Annotated in this window: 23 protein-coding genes; 11 read left to right on the top strand and 12 right to left on the bottom strand. The window is 45.8% G+C overall.

The features are described from left to right. Positions 1 to 903: 903 nt before the first annotated feature. From F8C67_RS14465 to F8C67_RS03570, 3 genes are read right to left on the bottom strand one after another with little or no spacing between them, the layout of a single operon-like run. A complete protein-coding gene (locus F8C67_RS14465) occupies positions 904 to 1,104 on the bottom strand; it encodes a multicopper oxidase domain-containing protein (RefSeq protein WP_407675830.1) in 201 nt (66 codons plus the stop codon). Continuing rightward, entirely contained in the window at positions 1,019 to 2,497 is a 1,479-nt protein-coding gene (locus F8C67_RS03575) for an O-antigen ligase domain-containing protein (RefSeq protein ID WP_151666419.1), read from the bottom strand. Before F8C67_RS03575 ends, F8C67_RS14465 begins: the two co-directional genes overlap by 86 nt. Then, complete coding sequence (locus tag F8C67_RS03570) at positions 2,494 to 3,252, bottom strand: hypothetical protein (RefSeq protein WP_151666418.1); 759 nt, start codon at positions 3,250 to 3,252, stop codon at positions 2,494 to 2,496. The genes F8C67_RS03575 and F8C67_RS03570 overlap by 4 nt, the downstream gene beginning before the upstream one ends. A 50-nt stretch (positions 3,253 to 3,302) precedes the next feature. On the opposite strand from F8C67_RS03570, the gene F8C67_RS03565 reads away from it, so the two are divergent. The 6 genes from F8C67_RS03565 (at position 3,303) to F8C67_RS03540 (ending at position 10,394) form a co-directional block, all read left to right on the top strand. After that, positions 3,303 to 4,208, top strand: coding sequence for a glycosyltransferase family 2 protein (locus tag F8C67_RS03565; RefSeq protein WP_151666417.1), 906 nt, complete (start codon positions 3,303 to 3,305; stop codon positions 4,206 to 4,208). Then, the gene (locus F8C67_RS03560; protein WP_151666416.1) at positions 4,205 to 5,326 is read left to right on the top strand and encodes a glycosyltransferase family 4 protein; all 1,122 of its coding nucleotides are present in this window, start codon (positions 4,205 to 4,207) and stop codon (positions 5,324 to 5,326) included. The genes F8C67_RS03565 and F8C67_RS03560 overlap by 4 nt, the downstream gene beginning before the upstream one ends. Positions 5,327 to 5,355: 29 nt before the next feature. Continuing rightward, on the top strand, positions 5,356 to 6,165 hold the full coding sequence (locus F8C67_RS03555) for a glycosyltransferase family 2 protein (RefSeq protein ID WP_170266346.1): 810 nt from the start codon (positions 5,356 to 5,358) through the stop codon (positions 6,163 to 6,165). Next, the gene (locus F8C67_RS03550; RefSeq protein WP_151666414.1) at positions 6,165 to 7,328 is read left to right on the top strand and encodes a glycosyltransferase family 2 protein; all 1,164 of its coding nucleotides are present in this window, start codon (positions 6,165 to 6,167) and stop codon (positions 7,326 to 7,328) included. The genes F8C67_RS03555 and F8C67_RS03550 overlap by 1 nt, the downstream gene beginning before the upstream one ends. Further along, complete coding sequence (locus tag F8C67_RS03545; RefSeq protein ID WP_151666413.1) at positions 7,325 to 8,221, top strand: sulfotransferase; 897 nt, start codon at positions 7,325 to 7,327, stop codon at positions 8,219 to 8,221. The genes F8C67_RS03550 and F8C67_RS03545 overlap by 4 nt, the downstream gene beginning before the upstream one ends. A gap of 151 nt (positions 8,222 to 8,372) precedes the next feature. Next, a complete protein-coding gene (locus F8C67_RS03540) occupies positions 8,373 to 10,394 on the top strand; it encodes an LruC domain-containing protein (RefSeq protein WP_151666412.1) in 2,022 nt (673 codons plus the stop codon). A 125-nt stretch (positions 10,395 to 10,519) separates the two neighbouring features. Here the strand turns inward: F8C67_RS03540 and F8C67_RS03535 are convergent, their stop codons facing one another. The 4 genes from F8C67_RS03535 to F8C67_RS03520 all read right to left on the bottom strand — a co-directional run bounded on the left by F8C67_RS03535 (position 10,520) and on the right by F8C67_RS03520 (position 15,571). Continuing rightward, positions 10,520 to 10,885 (bottom strand): hypothetical protein, encoded by a 366-nt coding sequence (locus tag F8C67_RS03535; RefSeq protein WP_151666411.1) that lies wholly within the window; start codon positions 10,883 to 10,885, stop codon positions 10,520 to 10,522. A gap of 8 nt (positions 10,886 to 10,893) precedes the next feature. Beyond that, on the bottom strand, positions 10,894 to 11,601 hold the full coding sequence (locus F8C67_RS03530) for an LOG family protein (RefSeq protein WP_151666410.1): 708 nt from the start codon (positions 11,599 to 11,601) through the stop codon (positions 10,894 to 10,896). A 75-nt stretch (positions 11,602 to 11,676) separates the two neighbouring features. After that, complete coding sequence (uvrA, locus tag F8C67_RS03525; protein ID WP_151666409.1) at positions 11,677 to 14,529, bottom strand: excinuclease ABC subunit UvrA; 2,853 nt, start codon at positions 14,527 to 14,529, stop codon at positions 11,677 to 11,679. Positions 14,530 to 14,602: 73 nt separating this feature from the next. Beyond that, a complete protein-coding gene (locus F8C67_RS03520) occupies positions 14,603 to 15,571 on the bottom strand; it encodes a lytic transglycosylase domain-containing protein (RefSeq protein WP_223277499.1) in 969 nt (322 codons plus the stop codon). Positions 15,572 to 15,631: 60 nt separating this feature from the next. On the opposite strand from F8C67_RS03520, the gene F8C67_RS03515 reads away from it, so the two are divergent. From F8C67_RS03515 to F8C67_RS03500, 4 genes are all read left to right on the top strand, one after another. Then, positions 15,632 to 16,249: an outer membrane beta-barrel protein gene (locus F8C67_RS03515; protein ID WP_151666408.1), complete on the top strand. Its 618-nt coding sequence runs from the start codon at positions 15,632 to 15,634 to the stop codon at positions 16,247 to 16,249. A 15-nt stretch (positions 16,250 to 16,264) separates the two neighbouring features. Further along, entirely contained in the window at positions 16,265 to 16,909 is a 645-nt protein-coding gene (locus F8C67_RS03510) for a hypothetical protein (protein WP_151666407.1), read from the top strand. 292 nt (positions 16,910 to 17,201) lie between these two features. Beyond that, a complete protein-coding gene (locus F8C67_RS03505; RefSeq protein ID WP_151666406.1) occupies positions 17,202 to 17,510 on the top strand; it encodes a hypothetical protein in 309 nt (102 codons plus the stop codon). Then, entirely contained in the window at positions 17,500 to 18,369 is an 870-nt protein-coding gene (locus tag F8C67_RS03500; RefSeq protein ID WP_151666405.1) for a hypothetical protein, read from the top strand. The genes F8C67_RS03505 and F8C67_RS03500 overlap by 11 nt, the downstream gene beginning before the upstream one ends. Positions 18,370 to 18,767: 398 nt before the next feature. On the opposite strand, the gene F8C67_RS03495 is transcribed toward F8C67_RS03500, so the two are convergent. From F8C67_RS03495 to F8C67_RS03475, 5 genes are read right to left on the bottom strand one after another with little or no spacing between them, the layout of a single operon-like run. Continuing rightward, entirely contained in the window at positions 18,768 to 19,175 is a 408-nt protein-coding gene (locus F8C67_RS03495; RefSeq protein ID WP_151666404.1) for a hypothetical protein, read from the bottom strand. Beyond that, complete coding sequence (locus tag F8C67_RS03490) at positions 19,172 to 20,089, bottom strand: hypothetical protein (RefSeq protein ID WP_170266345.1); 918 nt, start codon at positions 20,087 to 20,089, stop codon at positions 19,172 to 19,174. Before F8C67_RS03490 ends, F8C67_RS03495 begins: the two co-directional genes overlap by 4 nt. A 39-nt stretch (positions 20,090 to 20,128) precedes the next feature. Then, a complete protein-coding gene (locus F8C67_RS03485; RefSeq protein WP_151666402.1) occupies positions 20,129 to 20,497 on the bottom strand; it encodes a hypothetical protein in 369 nt (122 codons plus the stop codon). A 44-nt stretch (positions 20,498 to 20,541) separates the two neighbouring features. Then, positions 20,542 to 21,009: a type I restriction enzyme HsdR N-terminal domain-containing protein gene (locus F8C67_RS03480; RefSeq protein ID WP_151666401.1), complete on the bottom strand. Its 468-nt coding sequence runs from the start codon at positions 21,007 to 21,009 to the stop codon at positions 20,542 to 20,544. Beyond that, positions 21,009 to 21,566: a 1-acyl-sn-glycerol-3-phosphate acyltransferase gene (locus tag F8C67_RS03475; protein ID WP_151666400.1), complete on the bottom strand. Its 558-nt coding sequence runs from the start codon at positions 21,564 to 21,566 to the stop codon at positions 21,009 to 21,011. Before F8C67_RS03475 ends, F8C67_RS03480 begins: the two co-directional genes overlap by 1 nt. 94 nt (positions 21,567 to 21,660) lie before the next feature. Here F8C67_RS03475 and F8C67_RS03470 point away from each other — a divergent pair, with 94 nt between their 5' ends. Beyond that, positions 21,661 to 22,149, top strand: coding sequence for a Dps family protein (locus F8C67_RS03470; protein ID WP_151666399.1), 489 nt, complete (start codon positions 21,661 to 21,663; stop codon positions 22,147 to 22,149). Positions 22,150 to 22,154: the final 5 nt, after the last annotated feature.

Below are 22,154 nucleotides of genomic sequence, written 5' to 3'. Positions count from 1 at the left end.
GGAAAGAGCACAGAGGGATTGCCTATTGCTCAACTTCTAGATGAATGGCTGATGGCTACGCTTTCGGTGGATAGAAGCGCTGCTCGACTGGAGGTGTTCCAAGAACGCATGCGTTATTTCCGCGCACAATATGAGGAGTTTGCACCGCTTGGTTCGCAATTAGGCAGAATGGAACGAGAAATAGGTGTTCATGAAAAGAACTATTTGGAGTTACTACACAGCTATAACCTAGCCTTAATGCGGTTGGAGAACGAAGAAGTGAGTAGTGGGGGAGCCGTTGTTACCGTTCCGCCAAATTATGCGCTTGATCCACTTCCCACAAAGCGTAAACTTCTCATAATCGTAGGCTTTATCGTAGGAGCTATCATCCCACTTTCCGTGCTCATTCTCCGTGCTTTTCTCGACCGCGCACTTCGTACGGCCAAGTTTGCAGAAGGAAAGATTGGCATTCGGGTTATTGGTGGGTTCCCTTCGTTCGAGGAGGTGGAAAACAAAAAGATCGATGGTAAGTATGCCCTTCAACGTGCCGGCGTAATGGTTGCTCAGAACTTCCTGCCGCGTGCGGTGAACGAACACAAAGTGGTGACCTTCTTCGCCACAAGTGAACACGATAGCACGCCTGGTGTGGTATTGCAAATACGCGATTACCTCAAACAACACGGGCTTGATGTGGCCACCGTAGGATATACGGAGGAGTTCGACCAGCAGATAGCGTCTTCCGACATGCTAGATGCAGCCAGAATTGAGTCTATGATTCAGGATGCGCGTGGCAACGCCTCATTGGTTCTAGTGCTCTTACCACCCTTGCTGAATCAGCCTTATTCTCCACAGTCCTTGTCGCAAAGTGATCAGTTCGTCCTGTTGGCAGATGCCTCTCGCGAATGGTATAATTCAGACGCACTTTCATTGAAGGAGCTCATGGATAAATCGGAGAAAACCCCGGGTGCTGTGTTGTTCAACATGAGAATAGAAGACGTAGAATCGCTTATTGGCGAGGTGCCACAACGCTACAACTGGTTTATTCGGAAGCTTTTGAAGTACTCCCCGAAATAGGCCATCCCTTAGATTGTAAAGCTCTGGCCTTGTCGAACTTTCCGTCTTCATCCCAATACGGTGCACAGAACAAGTAGACGATTCCGAAATAGGTGACAAAGTTCAGCGGGAATTGTGTCATCAAGCTATTGGAGTAATTGGCTAGCAGTATGCCCGCGAAGGTTGCTAGAATGGCCATGCCGATGTATCGATCTACTCCATCTGGCATCTTCCAAACTCTAACCGCACCTCCAAATGCGATTGCCAGGAATATTCCAACAAAGACATTCCTACCAATCAATCCTGTTTCAGCCCGAATTCTGGTATAAAGACCATCTGGCTCAAAGTGAGCAAGCCACGTGTTTGGAGAAAATCGTTTCCCAAAGCTACTCGTAGTTCCGATGCCGCCACCTATAGGTTTATCGGCCAAATAAACCGTCAGCCTCGCCCGGTTTATAAATCGAATTTGAAGGGATGGGTCATCTGAATTGAGCGAGGTTCTCAATCGCGCAATGTCGTAATTGGATTGCCCAATGGTGGTGAATTTCAAGAAGCTAAACGCCAAAACTAGGACCGTAATCCCCGCAAAGAAGATTTTGAAATTCTTACTTACGAATAAGTATACAAGTCCACCTAAAGCGGGTATGGCGATGGCGCCACGCGTTCCACTGATGAGCATGCCATAGAGACAAAGCACTGCGATTCCTCCATAGATGATCCTTCTCTTCATGGAATATGGGGCAATGGCAAGAATCGCGCTGGTTACCGCTGCTTGGGCCATTGCTGCTCCATACGTTCCCGCATCGTAGTAGTAACTGAATACGCGCAGTTTCCCGAATAGGATGTGGGTCTTTGCATTTCCTTCGTCGAGCCACGCTTGCTCCGCGGCGGAAACTCCAAACATCTGTTGCTTAATTCCCCATAAAACACCTAACAGAGAAAGACCTAACCAAATGTGGAGGATGTTGTAGAAGTGCTTGCGGTCTGGAATGAGTTTGAAAGCTAAGATGAGCACGAGCAATTGGTAGAGTGCTATGCCTCGCATGGCGTAGAACCAAGCAGCCATGCTGTGTGCTTCGGGATTGAAAAGCTGAAAGAGGACATACATCATCCAGATCATCAACAAAATAGTGCTCCAATGCATGGATATACGGAGGTCTAGATCCCTGAAATACTTTATGAAAAGTATGATGAGCGCGGCCACCAGTATGACATCAACGAGTAGTCCGTATGGAATTCCGGATGGGACGTACCTACCGAGAATAGGAAGGATGAAACTCAGCACAAATGCCGAATAGAGTAGAATGGCGGGCTTCTTATATCCGAAGTAGACAAAGAAAATTAGAAATGGAAACGCCGCCCAAACTACACCGATTCCCATTCCATTGGTGGCAATAGAGTACCCTGCCAATCCAATGAAGGCGAAGAGGACAATCCAGTCAAACCAACGGAATTCCTTTTTCATTTATGGAAAGCGGCTTCAAATACTTTAGGGTCGCAAGCGTAGTATGCAATCCTGAACATGCGATCAGTACCCAAAACGGATTTGGAGTTTGAAATAATGGGGTTAATCAAGCCGCGCTGCTCATCAAACAAAGCGTGTGACTCGTAGATCTGCCAACGAACTTCAGAGGTGTCTGAAGTACATTGAGTTTCAATAATCAATTCATACGGATGGCTGTCACGAGGTTGACCTTCGCTCGAAACTGTGGGCAAAATGTCATCTAAATCATCTGATTTTATCTGGCCCGAAGCGAGTAGCGGAATGGACGTTCTTGTAATCTCTCCCAGTCGAAATAGCGTGTCTGGAAGTTCGGATTGCTTAAAGACGTAGTAGTGGCAAAGTGGGAAATCTTCCCAATCTTGTTGTGTTTCTGGATATCGAAAACGACCAGAGTTCATAAACTTCAACCAAATGAGCAACGTGTCATTCTGGTACTTTATCGAGCGAAACTCCCAATGGTCGAAATTATCCAACCCTACCTCAGACAATTCTTTACTTTCATCTTCTCTTGCATAGGTTTTCGACCGCAAGGGTATCATATTCAGCTCATTAAACCACTGTCCGTCTAATGAAATACTCCAGCCCACAACACCTTCTTCCAGTATACGCGACGGCTCTTCAGGAATCGAAAGGAGTGGCCGATCTACACGTTCGTCTTGTCCAACGCCGAGCAACGATAAACTCAGCAGCCCTAATGTGTAAAGTGTCCGAAGCATAGTATATTGTATGTGACAATTTGACTACCTTAAAGGTAACAACCTTTTACATGACTGGAGACCTACCCACAGTAAGTATTGTTACTGTCAACTTCAACGGTTATAAGTATACCGAAAAATGCCTTGAAGCTCTCGAGGCGTTATCCTACCCATCTGTAGAAATTATCGTGGTTGATAATGGCTCTACCGAGTCTGCCGATTGGTCAACTCTTCAAGCGCGATTTCCCAATGTGAATTTTCTCTACAGCCGGGCAAATTTGGGATTTGCTGGAGGGAATAATTTAGGTCTCGATAAAGCCACAGGAGAGTTCGTTTGGTTGCTGAACAACGACACAGAACCAGAGCCGGGGTCATTGTCTATGCTCGTGGAAACGATATCAAGTGATTCTTCTATCGGCATGGTTTCCTCGCTATTGTTGTACTTCGAACCTCGAGGTTTGGTGCAATATGCCGGTGCAACAGACCTAAATCCGATAACCATGCGAAATCGCTCTTTGGGATATCGAGAGGATATGCAACCAGATTTCAAGAAGGTGTACCCCACCTCGTACATCCATGGTGCATCCGTTTTAGTTAGAAGTGAGGCCATAGAACGTGTAGGGCGCATGCATGACTTCTTCTTCTTGTATTATGAGGAATACGACTGGTGCTTCAGATTCAGACAAGCGGGTTACAAGATATTTTACGACGGTCGAGCGATAGTTTATCACAAAGAATCAGCAGTGACGGTCCCGGATAGCCCTCTAAAAACATATTACCTCTTGCGAAACAGGTTGCTGTTTATCCGATTGAATTACAAGGGGATGACTAAGTTTTTAGCCGTGCTGTTTACCTCTTGTGTGGCTGCCCCAAAGGCCATTCTTGTCAATCTACTAAAAGGAAAATTTCAGAACGTCCGTGCTGTTTTTCGGGGACTAATTTGGAACTTGAAGCATCCTAGAACCGGCCAACTATGAGAAGAATTGGGATTGAGGCGCAACGAATCATGCGAAAAGACAAGCATGGGATGGATATGGTTGTCATCAACCAAATCAAGCAGTTGATGGCCCATAAGCCCGAAGGGTTCGAATTCTTCATCTACATAAATGGCGTTCGGAACAAGACGGAATGGCCCGATGTAGAGGGGTTTCATTGGAGATCATTCGAGGCATCTTATCCTGTTTGGGAACAAAATTGGCTTCCGAAAGCGGCCTCAGAAGATAATCTCGACCTGCTTCATTGTACTAGTAATACCGCTCCGGTTTATGGAGAAACGCCATTGGCGGTTACCGTTCACGATATTATTTACTACGACATTTACCCCCTCTTTGCCAAAGGCTTCACACCCTATCAGAGGTTTGGAAACATGTACCGGAGATGGAATGTAAAGCGCGTCATCAAAAAAGCAAAGTGGGTCGCAACGGTTTCCAATTTTGAAGCGAAACGCATTGCAAATAGATTTCCAAAGGTAGAAGGTAAGCTGCACACGCTTTACAACGCAGTGAGTGATTCCTTTAAGCCGGCACCTAAAGAGGTCTGTGATACGCTAAGGAGCACGAACAACCTTCTTGAACCTTTCTTTTTGTTCCTGGGAAATACGGATCCTAAGAAGAACACAGCTGGAGCTCTCAAGGCGTTTGCCTTGGCGTTAAAAGATGTTCCAGATATGAAAATGGTGGTTGCTGATCTCGACGAACAGTTCATCAGAAAGGTGCTGGGCTCAGATGCCGACAGGGTAATGGAAAACATCAAAGCGGTTGGATATATTCCCAATGAAGAACTTCATGTGTGGATGACAAGTGCTCGCTTTTTTCTCTATCCTTCTCTCCGCGAAAGCTTTGGAATACCAATTATTGAAGGCATGGCCAGTGGAACACCGGTTATTACTTCAAATACTACCTGCATGCCGGAGGTCAGCGGTGGCGCTGCGCCATTGATTAATCCGTCTGACCCTTCGGAAATTGCCGAAGTGATGCTGAACCTTTGGTCTGACCCAGAAGAAAGACAAAAGTGGATCGCCAAAGGATTGGAACGAGCAAAGGTGTTCTCTTGGCAAGAGAATGTAAAACAACTACTAGAGCTGTATAAATCATGAGTTTCGGACCATTCAACATACCGAAAAATGTGCGCAAGCTCTCTGAATTGAGAGCTAAGCCATTGTCAGAGTGGCCAGAAGACCTCGTGAATAGTGTAAAACTGGATTCACGGCAATCTGAGAATCCAACCGTCAGCATAGTACTAATCGCCTACAATGAAGAAGACGGTATCCTTCCGACCCTAGCGAGTTTAGCATTGAATGATATTGTGGATGCAGAGTTCATTGTAGTGAACAATAACTCAAAGGATCGCACTGCTGAATATGCTCGAGAAATTGGAGCAATTGTCGTCGATGAAACTCAGCAAGGCTATGCTTTTGCACGTCAGGCCGGATTGAACGCTGCTAGAGGTGAAGTAATTGTAACTGGAGATGCCGATACGATTTATAGCGCGGAATGGGCTTCGAGTTTGAGTAGACCATTGCTGAAGAATCCACAAGTAGCGGTGACGTATGGCATTCACGTATTGCTCCCTGAAAATGGAAAGGCAACCGCAGGATTACAATTCTATCAAGTAGCAAAATGGTTGTCGCAACGCCTAAAAGGTATTCGTCGTCCGCATTTGAACTGCGGTGGTGCAAGTATGGCTTTTCGGAAATCTGATGCCATGGCTGTGGGAGGATATTTGAGTGATGCGGAAAGAGGAGAGGATGGCAAATTGGCTTGGCTCCTCAGTGAGAGAGGAAGAATTGTGCGCGTTGGAAAGCGAAGTGCACGCATTTACACGAGTGATAGACGCACGAATCTCGATGGCAGTTTATGGAAGGCCTTTTGGATTCGGTTTATTGGAACCATGCGCTATTTCACTCATTATTTCAAGAAACAAAAAGAGCACTAATGGAGGTTTTGTTTTGGATACTTCTGGCACTTGTAGTGTACACCTACCTTGGCTTTGCCGTTATTACGGCCTTTTGGATTGTGCTTAGAGAACTGTTGTTTGGAAAGCGCAAGCTCGCTGAAAAGGGAGAATTCCTACCGGAAGTTACGCTAGTAATACCCGCATGGAACGAGGCCGATGAAATCGAAGCAAAAGTGGCCAATTCATTGAAACTGAATTATCCAAAAGAGAAGCTTCGCATCGTATTTATTACCGACGGTTCGAATGATGGAACTCCAGATGTGGTCCGAAAGTTTGAGCCAGATGTTGAGTGCATGCACATCGACGATAGAGGTGGGAAATCGGCTGCCGAAAACCGAGCCATGAAGTCGGTAACATCACCATATGTCGTTTTTTGTGACGCGAATACACAGTTAGATCCAGAAGCCATTCAGTACATCGTGCGTCACTATAAGGATCCAAAGGTAGGCGGAGTAAGTGGCGAGAAGCGCGTACTGGCCGCTGATGGAGTTGAGAATAAAGAAGGGTTGTATTGGAAGTATGAATCCACGCTTAAAAAGCTCGACGCTCGACTCTACAGCATCGTTGGTGCCGCCGGTGAGCTTGTTAGTTTCAGAACAGACCTGTGGACGGATTTGGAGAAGGACACGATTCTGGACGACTTCATGGAATCACTACGAATTTGTGCGAAAGGCTATCGCTTCGCTTATGAACCGCTAGCCATCGCTTCGGAATTGCCAAGTGCCAATGTAAAAGAAGAGCTGAAACGCAAAGTGAGAATCGCAGCTGGGGGATGGCAATCTATGTCGAGGTTACCTCAGCTTTGGCGTTTTTGGAAACATCCCCGACTTACGTTTAGCTATGTTTCCCACCGTGTACTGAGATGGTCAATCACTGCATTTGCGCTGCCCGTACTTCTTGTTGTGAACCTACTTCTCTTTAATAGTGGAGAGGTTTTCGAATGGTTGCTGTACGGACAGCTTGCCTTTTATCTAGCTGCACTCTTGGGCTATTTCAGTTCTTCAAAAGGAGTTCGAATTCCACTCGTAGGAGTTTTCTACTATTTCTGTGTGATGAATTACGCAGTGATTGCAGGGTTTTTCAGATGGGCAAAAGGTGGACAAAAGGCTCAATGGGAGCGCTCTAAACGCATGAAGTCGTGAATCCGAATTTCTTCCTCATAGGTGTTGCTAAGGCAGGTACAACCGCCGTTTTCGAAAACTTGAAGAACTCAAGTGATGTGTTCTTTCCACATGTTAAGGAGCCAAAGCACCTTTCTGTTAAGGGATTGACATTTCCTTTCAAGGGACCTGGAGACGATGAGGCGGAGAAGAACATCGTAAAGGAAAGAACAGCGTATTTGAGCTTGTTTGAGGAGGCAAATGCAAACTATGCTTGTGATGCGAGCGTGGACAGTTTTTACTACGCTGACACTTGTATTAATGAGATATCAAAGCTCTGTACTCATCCCAAGATTGTACTCATTCTAAGGAATCCATACGAGCGTATGTATTCTGCATATCAGCATCTGGTACGTGACGGAAGAGAGCAGTTGAGCTTTGCTGAAGCGCTTAAGGCGGAGGAACTCCGCATATCAGAGAATTATGAATTCATTTGGCATTATCTGAATGCAAGTCTATATGCCGATCGACTCGCTAAATGGAAGAGTGCCTTTCCCGACATGCTCGTCCTTCTGAAGGATGACCTAGATTCTGATCCAAACAGTTTTTATTCTACGCTTTGTAATTACCTGGAAATACCAATACCGGAAGTTTCGAATATTCGCTTCAACAGTTCGGGTAAACCCAAGAATGCACTCTTGCATAGATTCTTGAACTCGACTGACAACCCTGCCTTTCAATTTACGAAGCGCATGGTGCGGTCTGTAGTAGGTGGTAGGGCTACTTATTTGTTGAAGAGCCGAATTAATTCACAAAACCTTGTAAAAGAAGGGGTTGTAAGTTCGGATTATGACCTAGTTGTGGGTCGTGTGAATGAGGACATCACACGGACTTCAGAGATAATTGGTCGACGAATGGACCAATGGCTTCGATAAACGGAAGCGAAAAATAACATTTCCCGTTTAGGACGTTTTCCTGCTCATTTTCTACGGATTGTCGAAATGTGTCCGTAATTTAATATGGTACTAACGATGTTTGTCGTGTTGCTGATGAGACCTGCAACCGAGACCTAAAAAACCGACGATCATGAAAAAAGTACTAATCGCATCATTTGCCCTCCTCGCTCTTGCATCGTGCAAAAGAGATGATGTTATCGACGAGCCTCGCGGAACGGCAGAGACTATGGACGAACTTCGCGTTCCGTCTGATTTTTCATTTTCGACCTTTGAAAACCACACACTTCAAGTGAACATCGAAGACCTTGACGATAATCCTATGTCTGGGGTTAGAGTTGATGTATTCGAAGGTGATTCTATTCATGATGATTATTTCATTGCCTCTGGTATCACGAATGCATCGGGAGTATTTGTATGGGATGGCCGAGCAGCTCAGCACTATGAAGACATTACAATTAGAGCTCGTGTACTCGGCATTCCTTCCATAGTGACAACAGCGAAGCAGTCAGCCATGGTGGTTGAAATGGGCGGTTCAGAATATGCCTCTGCAGGTAAGCGTGCTGGAAAAACGAACAAAGTGAGTGGAGGTAGAATCCACCTTTCAGAGAATATGTACTTCATGGATACCTATGACAATCAAGGTGTTCCGAACAACTTAGAGGCAGTGAGCGATGTAATTGATGCAGGAATGCTAGCCGACGTTAACGCGTCCCTTCCTGAATCAGCACCCGTTCCTGTTTACAATGCCCATTATTTGGCTTCTGGTAATGAAACAGATGTTGTTATTACTGAGACGGCCGATGTTTGGATGACTTTTGTGCACGAAGGTGCAGGCTACAGAAACACGATGGCATTCTACGTATATCCGACGAATAACCCACCGCAATCACCATCACAAATCGATACACTTTTCCTTGTGTTTCCAAACTTGAGTTTTGCAGGTAGCGGAGGCGGATTGTTGAGTGGTGATAAAATCTTATTGGGACAATTCCCTGCAGGAACATCGATTGGATTCGCGGTAATTCCAAATGGTTGGAATCCATCGACTCAGACTGTAAAGACGAATGTAACTCCTTACTACAGCAATCCAGATTTTAACCCAGAGGCCTCGGCAAGCTTGCGCCAGCACAATGTGCAGCTCTATGATCAAACTAGAAATCTGATGCTTACGGGCTTTGAGGACATCAATCGATCTTGGAGTTCTTGCGACAACGACTTTAACGACGCGATTTATTATATCTCATCTAATCCTGTGACTGCGATCGACGCATCTAATGTACCTCCAACCACATCTGTGGCTGCTGATGCGGATGCCGATGGAGTGCCAGATGTAGATGATGATTATCCAAATGATGCCGGCAAGGCTTTCGATATGCACTACATCGGAACACTAGGTTTTGAAGACCTATGGCCGCACAAAGGAGATTATGACTTTAACGACCTCGTGATGGGGTACGATATTACGCAGACCACTAATGCGCAAAATCAAGTAGTAGCGATTCATGGAGACATGGCCGTAAAGGCCATAGGTGCCGGTAACACACTGGGCTTTGGATTGATGTTGGGAGATGTTGTAGAGTCCCAAGTTCAGTCTGTTACAGGTGGCCAACAAGGCTCCGTACCTACTAATGCAAATGGAACAGAAGCAGGTCAAACCGATGCGGTGTTGGTGCTGATTGATGACGTATACGACTTCATCGATCGCCCACAAGGCTTGTTCTTCAACACCGATCCTTCTAGACCCGCCGAAGATGCTGTCCTGTTCTCATTCGATGTGACATTCGCTACTCCGGTTGACCAATCGGTATTGGGAGCAGCGCCTTACAATCCATTTATCGTTCCTGGAGGAATCAGCACGGGTACAAGGAGAGAGATTCACCTTCCAGATTTCGCGGCCTCCGACCTACACGATACAGGAGATTATGGGTTCGCTCATGACGACTCAAACCCGTCTTCGGGAAGATATTTCAGAACAGATACCCATTTGCCTTGGGCAATCAATGTCGACGGTCAATTTGATCATCCTATTGAATATGCACCAATCATTGAAGCGTACAACAATTTTGCTTCTTGGGCTGAAAGTGGAGGTTTGTTAAACGAGGGTTGGTTCTTAGACAACCCGGGGAATAGAGATAATTCTAAGATTTGGTAAGACTCAGTGTAAACGGACCGGGTGGTAATTGTAGGGATGCTTGTCTGCTCGGTTCGTTTTTCCAAAATATAGGTTAGGTAGTTTCAGGTTGAAAGTGGCTGTTGGATTTTTTCCTTCAGCCACTTTTACCTTTTATTGAAGAGTGTGAAGAGGAGAGGAGCAACCAAGCCCGCACCCCATACCGCCCAAGGCTGCCAATATTCCAACCCATTGTATCGAAAGATGATGAGTAATCCGGAGCCAATTAGCGTGATTATCCATGAGAGCACATAAATCCCACCTTTAGGAGACCTAGCAATGAAACGAGCCATGAGATAGCCCGTGAGGACCCCACTAGAAATCATAACAAACAACGCCATAACCTGGAACCCTGCAAATTCGAAGGAAATACACACCATAGGTGCAATCGTCAGAATCAACAAATGTGTCCTGTTGTATATAGGAAGAGTGTTGTCTCTTTTCTCGTCGAAATCTAATAGATCGTCACTCATAGAGCTACTTAGAAGTTCGGCTTCAACAAGTACTTCGAGTAGAATTGGTCAATTTTATCAACCGCCTCTTCTGGCGTGTCAACCAGTTGGAAAAGGTCCAAATCCTCTTCTGAGATGTTGTGGTACTTTTTAAGAACCGTCGCCTTAATCCAATCGATTAATCCTCCCCAGAAATCCTTGCCTACCAATACAACCGGGAATTTCCCAATCTTGTGGGTTTGAATAAGGGTCATCGATTCAAAGAATTCATCCAGGGTGCCAAATCCTCCGGGCATAACGATAAACCCTTGACTGTACTTTACGAACATCACCTTTCTCACAAAGAAGTAATCGAAAAGCAAGTTCTTATCCTCATCGATGAAAGGGTTGTGATTTTGCTCAAAAGGGAGTTCAATATTTAGACCTACCGATGCGCCGTTGCCTTTCTGGGCACCTTTGTTACCAGCCTCCATAATTCCTGGTCCACCGCCAGTAATCACCCCGTAGCCCTTTTTAGCTAGGCGTTCCGCGATGTCTTCTGCAAGTATGTAGTTTGGATCGTCCGGCTTTGTTCTCGCCGAACCGAAGATGCTCACGCAGGGTCCAATTCTCGACATGTGTTCGTAACCGTTTACGAACTCACTCATTATTTTAAATATGGCCCAGCTATCGTTGGTCTTTGTTTCGTTCCAGTTTTTGCGCTTGAAAGCTCTTTTGATTCTATCTTCTTCGGTCATGTGTTTTCCATGGTTTAGTTCTTTAAAGTACGCTAAACCGGACACATTGTTTTATATCTCAGAAAAGAAATCTGCTCAGAGCTCGACTTTCAGGAACTGACCAGTAAGGCTGTCGGGATTTTCAATAATCATTTCCGGAGTGCCCGTGGCAACGACTTGTCCACCAGCTCCGCCACCATCCGGACCAATGTCGATGATGTAGTCAGCTTGCTTAATAACGTCCATGTTATGCTCAATGACCAAAATGGTGTTTCCGCGTTTCACAAGCTTCTGTAGAACCTCCATCAACACTCTAACATCTTCAAAATGAAGCCCCGTAGTCGGTTCGTCTAAGATGTACATGGTGTTTCCTGTATCCCTCTTGGAGAGCTCAGTTGCGAGTTTGACGCGCTGGGCTTCCCCTCCAGATAGGGTTGTGGACTGCTGACCTAAAGTGATGTATCCAAGACCTACGTCGTTGAGTGTCTTGAGCTTGTTCTTAATCTTCGGAATCGGTTCGAAGAAGGTAAGTGCATCCTCCACACTCATGTTCAGAACGTCAGAAATAGATTTGCCCTTGTAGCGAACTTCGAGTGTTTCACGGTTGAAGCGTTTGCCCTGACATGTTTCACATGGGACGTATACATCCGGTAGGAAGTTCATTTCAATGACACGGACACCAGCACCCTCACATGTTTCACAACGTCCACCTTTCACATTGAAACTAAAACGCCCCGGTTTATACCCACGGATCTTAGCCTCAGGCAATTGGGCAAACAAGTTTCTGATATCACTGAACACTCCAGTGTACGTGGATGGGTTTGAGCGTGGCGTTCTACCTATCGGACTCTGATCGATATCAATAACCTTGTCAATGTTGCCAATGCCCTCAATTTTGTCGTAAGGCAGTGGTTTCTTGACCGATTTGTAGAAGTGCTGGCTCAGAATAGGGTAGAGGGTCTCATTGATGAGTGTCGACTTACCTGATCCACTCACTCCCGTTACAACGGTCAGCGTGCCAAGTGGAATCTCGATGTCAACATTCTTCAAGTTGTTGCCCTTAGCTCCAAATAGCTTGATAGACTTTCCAATTCCGTCTCTGCGTTCAGATGGAATTGGAACCTCTTTAACTCCTGTAAGGTATTCAGCTGTTAAGCTTCCTGACTCAAGGATGTTTTCGAGCTTTCCTTCGGCTACAATATGTCCGCCATGCACACCTGCTCCAGGACCGATGTCCAAGATATAGTCGGCGGTTTCAATCATGTCTTTATCGTGTTCAACTACCAATACGGAGTTGCCCACATCCCTCAATCGTTTTAGGGAATCAATCAATTTGTGATTGTCTCGCTGATGAAGCCCAATGCTAGGCTCATCGAGGATGTAAAGCACATTGACAAGTTGAGAACCAATCTGGGTAGCGAGACGAATGCGTTGAGCTTCTCCGCCGGAAAGACTTTTAGCCGGACGGTCTAAGCTGAGGTAGCCTAAGCCAACATCCATCAAAAATCCAGTGCGGTCGCGTAGTTCTTTGATGATTTCGGTGGCGATAATGCGTTGGTTATCGCTCATTCCGCTCTCTGCCGTTTGAAGCCATTCCGCAAAATCGCTGATAGGCATTAAGGTGAGTTCGGAAATGTTCCTATCATCTACTTTGAAATGAAGGCTTTCTTTTTTGAGTCTGGCTCCGTGGCACTCCGGGCATGTTGCGGATTCCATGAATCCATCGGCCCAGCGTTGAATGCTCTTGCTTTTGGAATCGTGGTACTGACTTTCGATGAAGTTGAGAATTCCCTCGAAATCGATGCGGTATTTGCGCGTAACTCCGAGCGTTTTACTCTGAACTTCGAAAGTTGTCTCGAGACCATTGAGGATGGCATCCATACCATCTTCGGAGATGTCTTCGATAGGAGTGCTCAGGTTGAAGTTGAATTTCTCTCCAATCATTTCAATCTGATTGAAGATCCAGCTTCTTTTATATTCACCCAGCGGTGCTAATCCACCTGCTTTAATTGAAATCTTTGGATTCGGGATCACCTTTCCCAGTTCCACTCGTTGAACCTTGCCTAAGCCGTTGCATGTTGGACAAGCTCCTTTAGGGCTGTTGAAAGAGAAGGTGTTTGGTTCGGGATCTGGGTATGCAATTCCTGTAGATGGACACATCAAATGTCGACTGAAATATGCCACTTCATCTGAGTCGAGATCCATCACCATCATGATACCCTTACCGTGGTACATTGCAGTGCCAATGGAAGACTGAAGTCGCCCATCCTTTGGATCCTCGAGTTGAAGTCGATCAACCACAATCTCGATATCGTGTGTCTTGTAGCGATCGAGGCGCATGCCCTTGGTGATTTCTACGAGCTCCCCATCTACTCGGGCTCGAACGAATCCTTGTCGTGCAACCTGTTCGAATAGTTCGCGATAATGCCCTTTTCTGGAACGAACCATTGGGGCTAGAAGAGCGATGCGTTTGCCGGCGAAGCGTTCGGCTAGACTCTGACGAATCTGGTCGTCGGTATAGCTCACCATTTTCTCGCCTGTGTTGTACGAGTAGGCTGTTCCGGCACGGGCAAAAAGTAGACGAAGGAAGTCGTAGATCTCGGTCACTGTTCCAACGGTAGAGCGAGGATTCTTGCTCGTCGTTTTTTGCTCGATGGCGATTACGGGGCTGAGGCCTTCGATTTTATCCACATCGGGACGCTCCATTCCGCCGAGGAATTGACGTGCGTAGGCGGAGAACGTTTCGATATATCGACGTTGACCCTCTGCGTAGAGCGTGTCGAATGCCAAAGAAGATTTCCCGCTGCCGCTAAGTCCGGTTATGACAACTAGGGAACGACGAGGCAAGCTCACATCCACATTCTTTAGGTTGTGTACGCGCGCTCCATACACGTCAATTTGGCCGTGTTTAGTGGTCGTTTCTGGGGTCAACGTTTGGGTGTCAGACATGCGGGATTTTTTCAGAAATGCAAAGGTACAATCTACCTCTTGGAAATGAACGAATCTGATGGATGGATGTTCACTACTCCTCTTCTGAAATAAAGCTCTTATCTACAGGTACTTCGATGAGATAGGTTCGCTTGTTTTTATTCTTAAGATAGGCCTCTCTCAACCATGGGTTGTGGTACTTGAGCGTCTTGTAATTGATGCCTAAATCGGTCGCAAACTCTGGGAAGCTAGCAATGGCAGAATCTATTTCTACCGTTGTAGTTTGAATCTGGGGATAGTAATCTTCTTCATCTAGAAGGAAGCCGTATTTCGCGGGGTTCGAAACGATTTCTTTTACAGCAACGATTCGGAATACGTATCGAGCAGTTTCAGAATTCAGTAGGAGATCGTAATAATCATCTACGCCTTGACGCTCGAGCTGTCTAGAAACACCGGCTTTACCCATGTTGTAACTCGCAGCGGCTAGCGTCCATGAACCAAACTCTTCTTTGGCATCTTTGAGATATTTTGCGGCTGCAAGAGCTGCTTTTTCAGGATGGTAGCGCTCGTCAACTTCGTTGTCGATAATGAGTCCGTATTCTTTTCCTGTCGACTCTAAGAACTGCCAGTACCCTGCAGCTCCTGCGGGTGATACGACGTTTTGATAGCCACTTTCGATGAGTCCGAGGTAGACCAAGTCGCTTGGAACGCCTTCGGCTTCGAAGATGGCTTCAAATTTTGGAACCCATCTGTGGGCTCGCTTGATCATCAACAGCGTATTGCTTTGCCAGTATGTGTTTACAAGAAGCTCACGGTCAAGTCTTTCATACACCTCTGGATCATTCAGCGGAATGGATTCACCTCCTAGCGTAAGGTCGGTAGGAATTGACAAGGCGTGGATTCTGTAGTCCTCAGTAAACCCGGTACTGTGATTTGTGCCACCGTCTCCATTGTGCGGAGTTCCAGCAGTTAGGGTGAGGAAGAGTGCGCCTAGAATGATATGTTGATTGCGAATGTTCATCTGCATAAAGTCTTTCTTCTTCTCAAAAATATGAATAATCATGGCTGCTAATCCTTGACCATTGACCGAGTTGAGCTATATTTATTCACAAGAACTATTCCTATGAAGTTAAGATTACACCTAACCATTCTAGCTTGTTCACTCGGGTCACTATCAGTTTTGGCTCAAGACATCAGTTTGCAGGCCTACAACGGGTATCAATTCTTTGGACGATTGAGAACGACAACCGGTGAACTCTATCTCGAGGATAGCTACGCGTTTGGATTTGGTTTGGATTTCGGGTTGAACAAGAGTCTCGGTTTCAACATCATCTACACCTATCAAGGAACCGATTTGAAGTTCGACGAGAGGGGAAGTTTTGGAAGTGAGACGATTACGCGTATGAATGTGAACTACATCATGGCAGGCTCGACTTACCATCTCGAAACGAATTCTAAAATTGCTCCTTTCGGAGGCGTGTTGCTTGGCTTAGCCATCTTTGACCCTGCCAACCCACTGTACGATACAGAAACGTTTTTTGCCTTCGGCGGACAGTTCGGAGCGCGATTGTCATTAACCGATAAATTTGGCGTCAACTTCAGAACACAGCTTTTGGCACCTGTACAAGGCTTAGGAGCTGGATTGTGGTGTGGCGGAGGCGGATGTGATGTCGGACTTAGCGCCGTTTCGAGCATTCTGCAAATGAATCTCATGTTGGGCATCGACCTTAAATTGCACTAATTGAATTCCTTGAATATGAAGTTTTATTCTAAGCTATTGGCCATTGCGGCCGTATCTGTAATGGTGGCTTGCGGGGCATCCACCAAGTTTGTTGGCGCTTGGAGCGCACAAGAACCTTCTGCGAACTTGCCGTATAAGAAGGTGTACATCATTGGACTATCAGAGAACATCCAAGCTCGAACTGCTTTCGAAAATGCAGTTGCCGAAAAGCTTGCTAAAGCCGGAGTAGCAGTGGAAATGAGTACTACGCATTATCCCCCTACATACAGAGCTGATACAGACCAGAAAAGAGAAGAGGTACTTGTGAAAATTCGTGAACTCGGATGCGATGCAATCATGACCATGGCGCTTAAAGACGTGATGTCAGAATCCCGCTATGTTCCAGGAACTCGCTCTTACCCAGCTGTAGGCATAGGGTACTACGGCGGTTGGGGTACATATGTAGGCTACACGTATGGCGCTGTATATGAGCCGGGCTATTACACCGAAGATCAGACGTACTTCTTGGAGACGAACGTTTTTGATGCGAATGACGAATCCCTTCAATGGTCGGCCCAATCTAAGACGTACAACCCAAGTTCGATGAACTCCTTTTCCGAGGATTTCTCGAATGCGTTGACCTACGAATTGACAAAGAATAAGATTGTGGCGTCTAAGTAAAAAGAGGTCGCTTATTGTTTCTTAAAACCCTGCCATCTGCAGGGTTTTTTTGTTGGTGAGAAATGGACCGTGTTTGATGATTTTTTGTAGTAGCGCTAGCGTTTCAATATTAATCCATTGATTTTTAATTAATTACGATTTCCTGCATAAATAAAGCGGAGAATCTAATTGTTTAAATTGTCGAGAATACTGACAAATTCTGCAGTAAATAATGACACGTTAAGTTGAAGGTTTCGGATAGTTTGGTGATGCAGTTAATGCACAGTAAATGTTTAACCAAACCTTTTGTTTAATGAAAAGATTTAAAGAGGCTCTCATTCCGAAAGCAAGAGTAGGTCGCGGGTTGGCTGCGACTGTAATGGTATGTGCCGCTATAGGTGGCGGAACAGCTGGCGTTGGAGTACAATCTATGGGAGCATGGCCCAAGTGGTTAGGAGGTTCCTACGTGAGCACCGTTGGCTGTGAATGCAAGAACTACGCAAATTTTGGAGGCCATTGGGTAGCTTGTCCTGTTCGAAGCTTGTGGGGGATGAACAACACTGGGACATGGTCTACACCTGAAATCCATTTAGACGCAACGTGTGATGATCATGGACATTAAAAGAGTCCTTCTAGCTTTCCTTGTGTCGAGTCATTTACTCTCGGCACAAGGTTTTTCGGTTGTGTTATTGAATGAGGAAGGAGTACCCCTATCTGAGCCTATAGTAGCTAAACTCGATTCCTACGTTTGGATGAGCTCCGAAGATGGTATCTTGTTTATTCCAGACTCTACAGTGTCAATTTCGCTACATTCATTGACATATCGTGATACTACGATTGTGGTTTTTCATGGCGACAGTGTGATGATGAAACTCGATGAGACCGCTTTAAAAGAAGTGGATGTGTTCGCACATGAGGAAGTTAAGTCTATTCGCCATCGTAGATGTCGTGGTGAGTACCAGAGAGAGCCTGGGGATATCAGATTGTTGGGCTATAATGCAGATAGCGTAGTCTTTCTTGATTCTCTAAAATTACGAATCGTGGAGGTTCTTCGCAGCTCCGCTAGGTTTCGAGTGGTGATATACAATGCAGATACGTCAAGGGTGTTTGCTTCTTCGTTGTTTCAAATTGACCCCGACTTGGCAGATGAAGACTGTGTATTGCCTATTCAGTTCAATCGTGCTTTGATGGGGGAGTTCTATTTGGGAGTTCAATTCTTTGAAGAGGGACGGGACCCGTACAATTGGAACAGCCACTTATATCAAAGTAAAAGAGGAGGGTTGTACACCGTGTTTAACAATGGTGTTACAATTGGTTCTATTAGGTTGAAAAGTGGTGAGCGAATTATGACCGCTGAGTATTTTGAAGGTGGACGAGTAAAATGGTGGAAGGGAAGCGGTAGTGATAGGCGACATCGAGCTCCCTACTTCGTCGTCTACTACCATGGCCCCGGCGACCTACACACAAAATTTGATGATTAACCTTCCAATTGAACTCATGAAAAGTGGAAAGTTACTCCTGATTACTGTTGTGATAATCCTAGCCAGTTCCACATTTGCAGTAATTCTAAATAATGGAGGACTCTGGCCTAAATGGTTAGGTGGAAATTATATTAGCGAAAAGGGATGCCGTTGCGAGGATTATGCTAGCAACGGGAAGGAGCGTGATTTCCATTGGCTCATCTGTCCGATCAGAAGCGCCTGGGGATTGAACAATACAGGAATGGAGTCAACTGCAATCATCCATTATGATCTTTCGTGTTTGGAGCACGGTCACGCTAGCAACAAAAGAGAACATAATCATACCAACTGACTATATCACGTGCTAAAAAACAAAACCCCGCGAAATGCGGGGTTTCTTGTTTGGTGTGAAGCCTCTATTACATAGGGTGACAATGAAAACGAACCGTGTCCGACTCAGTGTCACCTTCGTGGTTCACGGCGGCTGATACAATCAAGAGCATATCGCTGTGGTGCATGACATCATTCACCCAGAATTCGCTAAAGTTGATTTCTCCACCATGTGCATGCTCATCCATGTAAAACACAGTTGAATCCATATGAGTATTGATTACCTCTAGCGAATAGCCGTGTAATCCAGGCTCATATGCCACGCTCCCCTCAATTTTTACCGTATCCCCAAGCATGTACATAGCACCTTCTGCGGGATTCATTATAGAGAATTCTACCGTAGGCATTGGGTTGTCTTGAATGGGATCTTCTTGAGTACAAGCAACAAGTGATGCCATTAGACCAATGGTTGCAATTTGGATGATATCTAGTTTCATGATTCTTTCTTAAAAGTGTAAACGAAGTTGATTTGCGCCGTTGGCTGCGCGGTCACCCATCCATCCGCAAACGATTGCGAGAAAGGGATGCCAACAATTCCCCTTACCATAAACTGACGTAGGCGATAGGTGATTCCTAACGTCAGACTGTGAAATTGACCCGAAGTTTTCTCGACCGGAGTTCTTCTGCCATCAACGGAAATGTGGTCGACACCGTCGAGCATTCCGACATATCCAAGCTCGAATAGGGCCAAATGATCGCTTTCGCTGAAGAACTCAAAATAGCCAGAGGTCCCGAAGTTCATCCGCGGACCAAATTGCTCTCCATCAGAGTTCTCACCCGGAATCACAGCTCCGGCAAAAGCATCTACTAACCATCGTTCAGATAGCGGCTTCCACACTCTTGCACCGAAGTTGAGGTCCCAAGACCCCGTTCCCGGCAAGATGGCCGCAGGCAAGTAAAGAGGATTATCTTCCCATTCTCCCGTAGGGGTTTTGAGAGATATTTGTCCATCCATACCGAGGTCACGCTCTTTTTCAGGCTCGATTATTCGGTACCGAACTCCTACTTGAATATCCCCTAAAGAGGATACCGTATTGTACTCGCCGTCGATGTCATAGACATTACTCACCCACGGAATGGATGCCACCACCATCCATTTTGGATGGATGACAAAACCTCCGTTGAGTTGAAACTGTCGGAACAACTCTTGTGACGTAGAAATGGCTTCAGGGTCAAATATTCCTGGATGCCGACTGTGAAATACGGCTTGTTGATAGCCCAAACCAATGGACGAGTCGAAACCATGTCCAACTCCCCAAATCCCTGAGTTTGGTCTGCATCCACAAGCATCACAGCCCAGCGCGGAAGCACTCATAAGTGTTAGTGCTACCGCCATGTGCAATGGCTTCATAAATTTAAAATTGCAGTATTACGTAATCAGCGACTGCAATTATTTGGGAGGGGGAGTAGGTATGTCTGTCGGTTGAATTCCCCAGGTACTTGGCGGATAAACCGTTTCCTGAGTTGGAGCGAAACCCCACTTAGGTGATACGTTGAAATCATCCAACGATAATAAGAACTCCGACAGTCTGTGAATCTTAGGAGATACAGGCGAGTCATCGTCAGACCCAGTAGTAATGGCAATCTCCTTCTGAAGGTGACAAGAGCCATGACATTCAAGCTCTGGCTTGGCTTTGTTCACGCAATACGCCTCCTCAATTGCCTCCATGTGTATCACATAGTTTGTCACCAAAAAAGCCTGAGCTATTTGGGGAAACAACAATACGTGAATCAAAAGGATAGCACCAAGTCTGCGCATGGTGCAAATTTAAACCGTGAAGCGCTCGAATGTTGTGTGTTTCGTCACAAATTTGACTCCCAATCCAACTTATTTGGGATACTCTTTACAAACTGTATTTGTCCGGTGTCGAAGCTTACAATCGCAACTATAGTTTGGAGACCATTTGATAAGATTGTCATCGGTGCCTTTAACTGCGAGTTGTATCTACACGCTTGATGAAAGACGCTTTCCGTGAGGGGCACATTAGGGGCCTTGCACTCTATGAGTATGGCCGGAGTTCCTTTGTGATAGATGAGTGCATCAAAGCGTTTAGGCATACCGTTGATATCTACCTTCTTTTCAATGGCAATGGTAGAAGGTGGATAGCCTAACTCGTGTACGAGATGGCCTAGCAGGTGCTGACGAACCCACTCTTCTGGAGTGAGGTGCAGCCACGTATTACGGATTAGATCTTTGATTTGGTCTCCACCTTCATTCCGACGTAACGTGATGTGCGTAGAGGAGTAAATGAGCTCGGGATAGTCGGGCATCAGTAGATTTGCTCATTGTAGTTTTCGGGGTACTTACCCGTATACTGCTTGTAGGTGTCTTGAAGCACTTGGAAATCCGCTTCCTCGTCATCCGTTGGCCAAAAGGCACCTGCAACGCCACCTATCTTCTTTTCATAGTCTAAGAACCCCATCGAAATGGGAACATTCGCTCCTTTGGCAATGTGGTAAAATCCCTTTCGCCATTTGTCAACCTTCTTTCTCGTACCTTCTGCTGGCACAAGTATCACCATCTGGTCGTGCTCATTGAGCAAATCAATGGTGTGTTGAACGAGGTTGTTTCGCGCCTCTCGGTTAACCCCAAGTGCTCCTGTCCATTTGAACAAAAAGCCTACAACCGACTTAGTGTAATTGTCCTTGATGAAATATCGAACGTCCAGCTCCAGGATCCAGAATCCCGCTAGGGCGAACAGGAAATCCCAGTTGGAAGTATGCGGTGCGGCGACCATAACCGAATGTCCATACTCGGTTTTATCGCCTAAAGCAGAGAGCTTCCAGCCGAAAATGAAGTAAATGAATTTCCCAATCGATTTTTTCAAAGAGTAAAGGGCATTAGATGGTTATTAACTATGACAATATAAAGGCTTTTTATAGCATCTTCCCGACCTTTGAGTCAAACAAAAATCAGAAAAGATGACGACTAGCGAGAACATGATAGGATTAAATGAAAACGATTCCAACGATCTCGGGGCTAAGTTGAACCAATTGTTGGCGAATTTTCAGATTCATTATCAAAATTTACGCGCGGTACACTGGAACATCCGAGGTAGAGACTTCTTTGAACTTCACGTGAAATTTGAAGAGTACTACACGGAAGCACAGGAGAGCGTCGACGAAATTGCCGAGCGAATTCTCACTCTCGAGAGTGTTCCCATGCATACATATCAAGATTACATCGACAATAGTTCAATTCCGGTGGTGAAAAATATTTTCACAGGGGAAGAGTCGGTTCAAGCTGTGGTAAGCGATCTCAAAACGCTCATCAAGCTAGAAAGAGAATTGATTAGCCTAGCCGGCGACAACGGCGATGAAGGTACCATTGATATGTTGACCACCTACGTTGCGCGTCAAGAGAAGCACGTATGGATGCTCAACGCGTGGTTAGGTAAGCCAAAGGTTTAAGACGA

Origin of the sequence: Phaeocystidibacter luteus, assembly GCF_008933115.1 — a bacterium.
Taxonomy (GTDB): Bacteria; Bacteroidota; Bacteroidia; order Flavobacteriales; family Schleiferiaceae; genus Phaeocystidibacter; species Phaeocystidibacter luteus.
This window is presented reverse-complemented; position numbering and strand designations above follow the sequence as displayed.

Coding starts and splice junctions, on each gene's coding strand:
- F8C67_RS03550 (WP_151666414.1), top strand. CDS start 6,165: ATGGAGGTTTTGTTTTGGATACTTCTGGCACTTGTAGTGTACACCTAC.
- F8C67_RS03540 (WP_151666412.1), top strand. CDS start 8,373: ATGAAAAAAGTACTAATCGCATCATTTGCCCTCCTCGCTCTTGCATCG.
- F8C67_RS03500 (WP_151666405.1), top strand. CDS start 17,500: ATGGACATTAAAAGAGTCCTTCTAGCTTTCCTTGTGTCGAGTCATTTA.
- F8C67_RS03530 (WP_151666410.1), bottom strand. CDS start 11,601: ATGACCGAAGAAGATAGAATCAAAAGAGCTTTCAAGCGCAAAAACTGG.
- F8C67_RS03485 (WP_151666402.1), bottom strand. CDS start 20,497: ATGCGCAGACTTGGTGCTATCCTTTTGATTCACGTATTGTTGTTTCCC.
- F8C67_RS03510 (WP_151666407.1), top strand. CDS start 16,265: ATGAAGTTTTATTCTAAGCTATTGGCCATTGCGGCCGTATCTGTAATG.
- F8C67_RS03575 (WP_151666419.1), bottom strand. CDS start 2,497: ATGAAAAAGGAATTCCGTTGGTTTGACTGGATTGTCCTCTTCGCCTTC.
- F8C67_RS03515 (WP_151666408.1), top strand. CDS start 15,632: ATGAAGTTAAGATTACACCTAACCATTCTAGCTTGTTCACTCGGGTCA.
- F8C67_RS03490 (WP_170266345.1), bottom strand. CDS start 20,089: ATGAAGCCATTGCACATGGCGGTAGCACTAACACTTATGAGTGCTTCC.
- F8C67_RS03505 (WP_151666406.1), top strand. CDS start 17,202: ATGAAAAGATTTAAAGAGGCTCTCATTCCGAAAGCAAGAGTAGGTCGC.
- F8C67_RS03470 (WP_151666399.1), top strand. CDS start 21,661: ATGACGACTAGCGAGAACATGATAGGATTAAATGAAAACGATTCCAAC.
- F8C67_RS03480 (WP_151666401.1), bottom strand. CDS start 21,009: ATGCCCGACTATCCCGAGCTCATTTACTCCTCTACGCACATCACGTTA.
- F8C67_RS14465 (WP_407675830.1), bottom strand. CDS start 1,104: ATGAAGACGGAAAGTTCGACAAGGCCAGAGCTTTACAATCTAAGGGAT.
- F8C67_RS03560 (WP_151666416.1), top strand. CDS start 4,205: ATGAGAAGAATTGGGATTGAGGCGCAACGAATCATGCGAAAAGACAAG.
- F8C67_RS03570 (WP_151666418.1), bottom strand. CDS start 3,252: ATGCTTCGGACACTTTACACATTAGGGCTGCTGAGTTTATCGTTGCTC.
- F8C67_RS03535 (WP_151666411.1), bottom strand. CDS start 10,885: ATGAGTGACGATCTATTAGATTTCGACGAGAAAAGAGACAACACTCTT.
- F8C67_RS03520 (WP_223277499.1), bottom strand. CDS start 15,571: ATGATTATTCATATTTTTGAGAAGAAGAAAGACTTTATGCAGATGAAC.
- F8C67_RS03565 (WP_151666417.1), top strand. CDS start 3,303: ATGACTGGAGACCTACCCACAGTAAGTATTGTTACTGTCAACTTCAAC.
- uvrA (WP_151666409.1), bottom strand. CDS start 14,529: ATGTCTGACACCCAAACGTTGACCCCAGAAACGACCACTAAACACGGC.
- F8C67_RS03495 (WP_151666404.1), bottom strand. CDS start 19,175: ATGAAACTAGATATCATCCAAATTGCAACCATTGGTCTAATGGCATCA.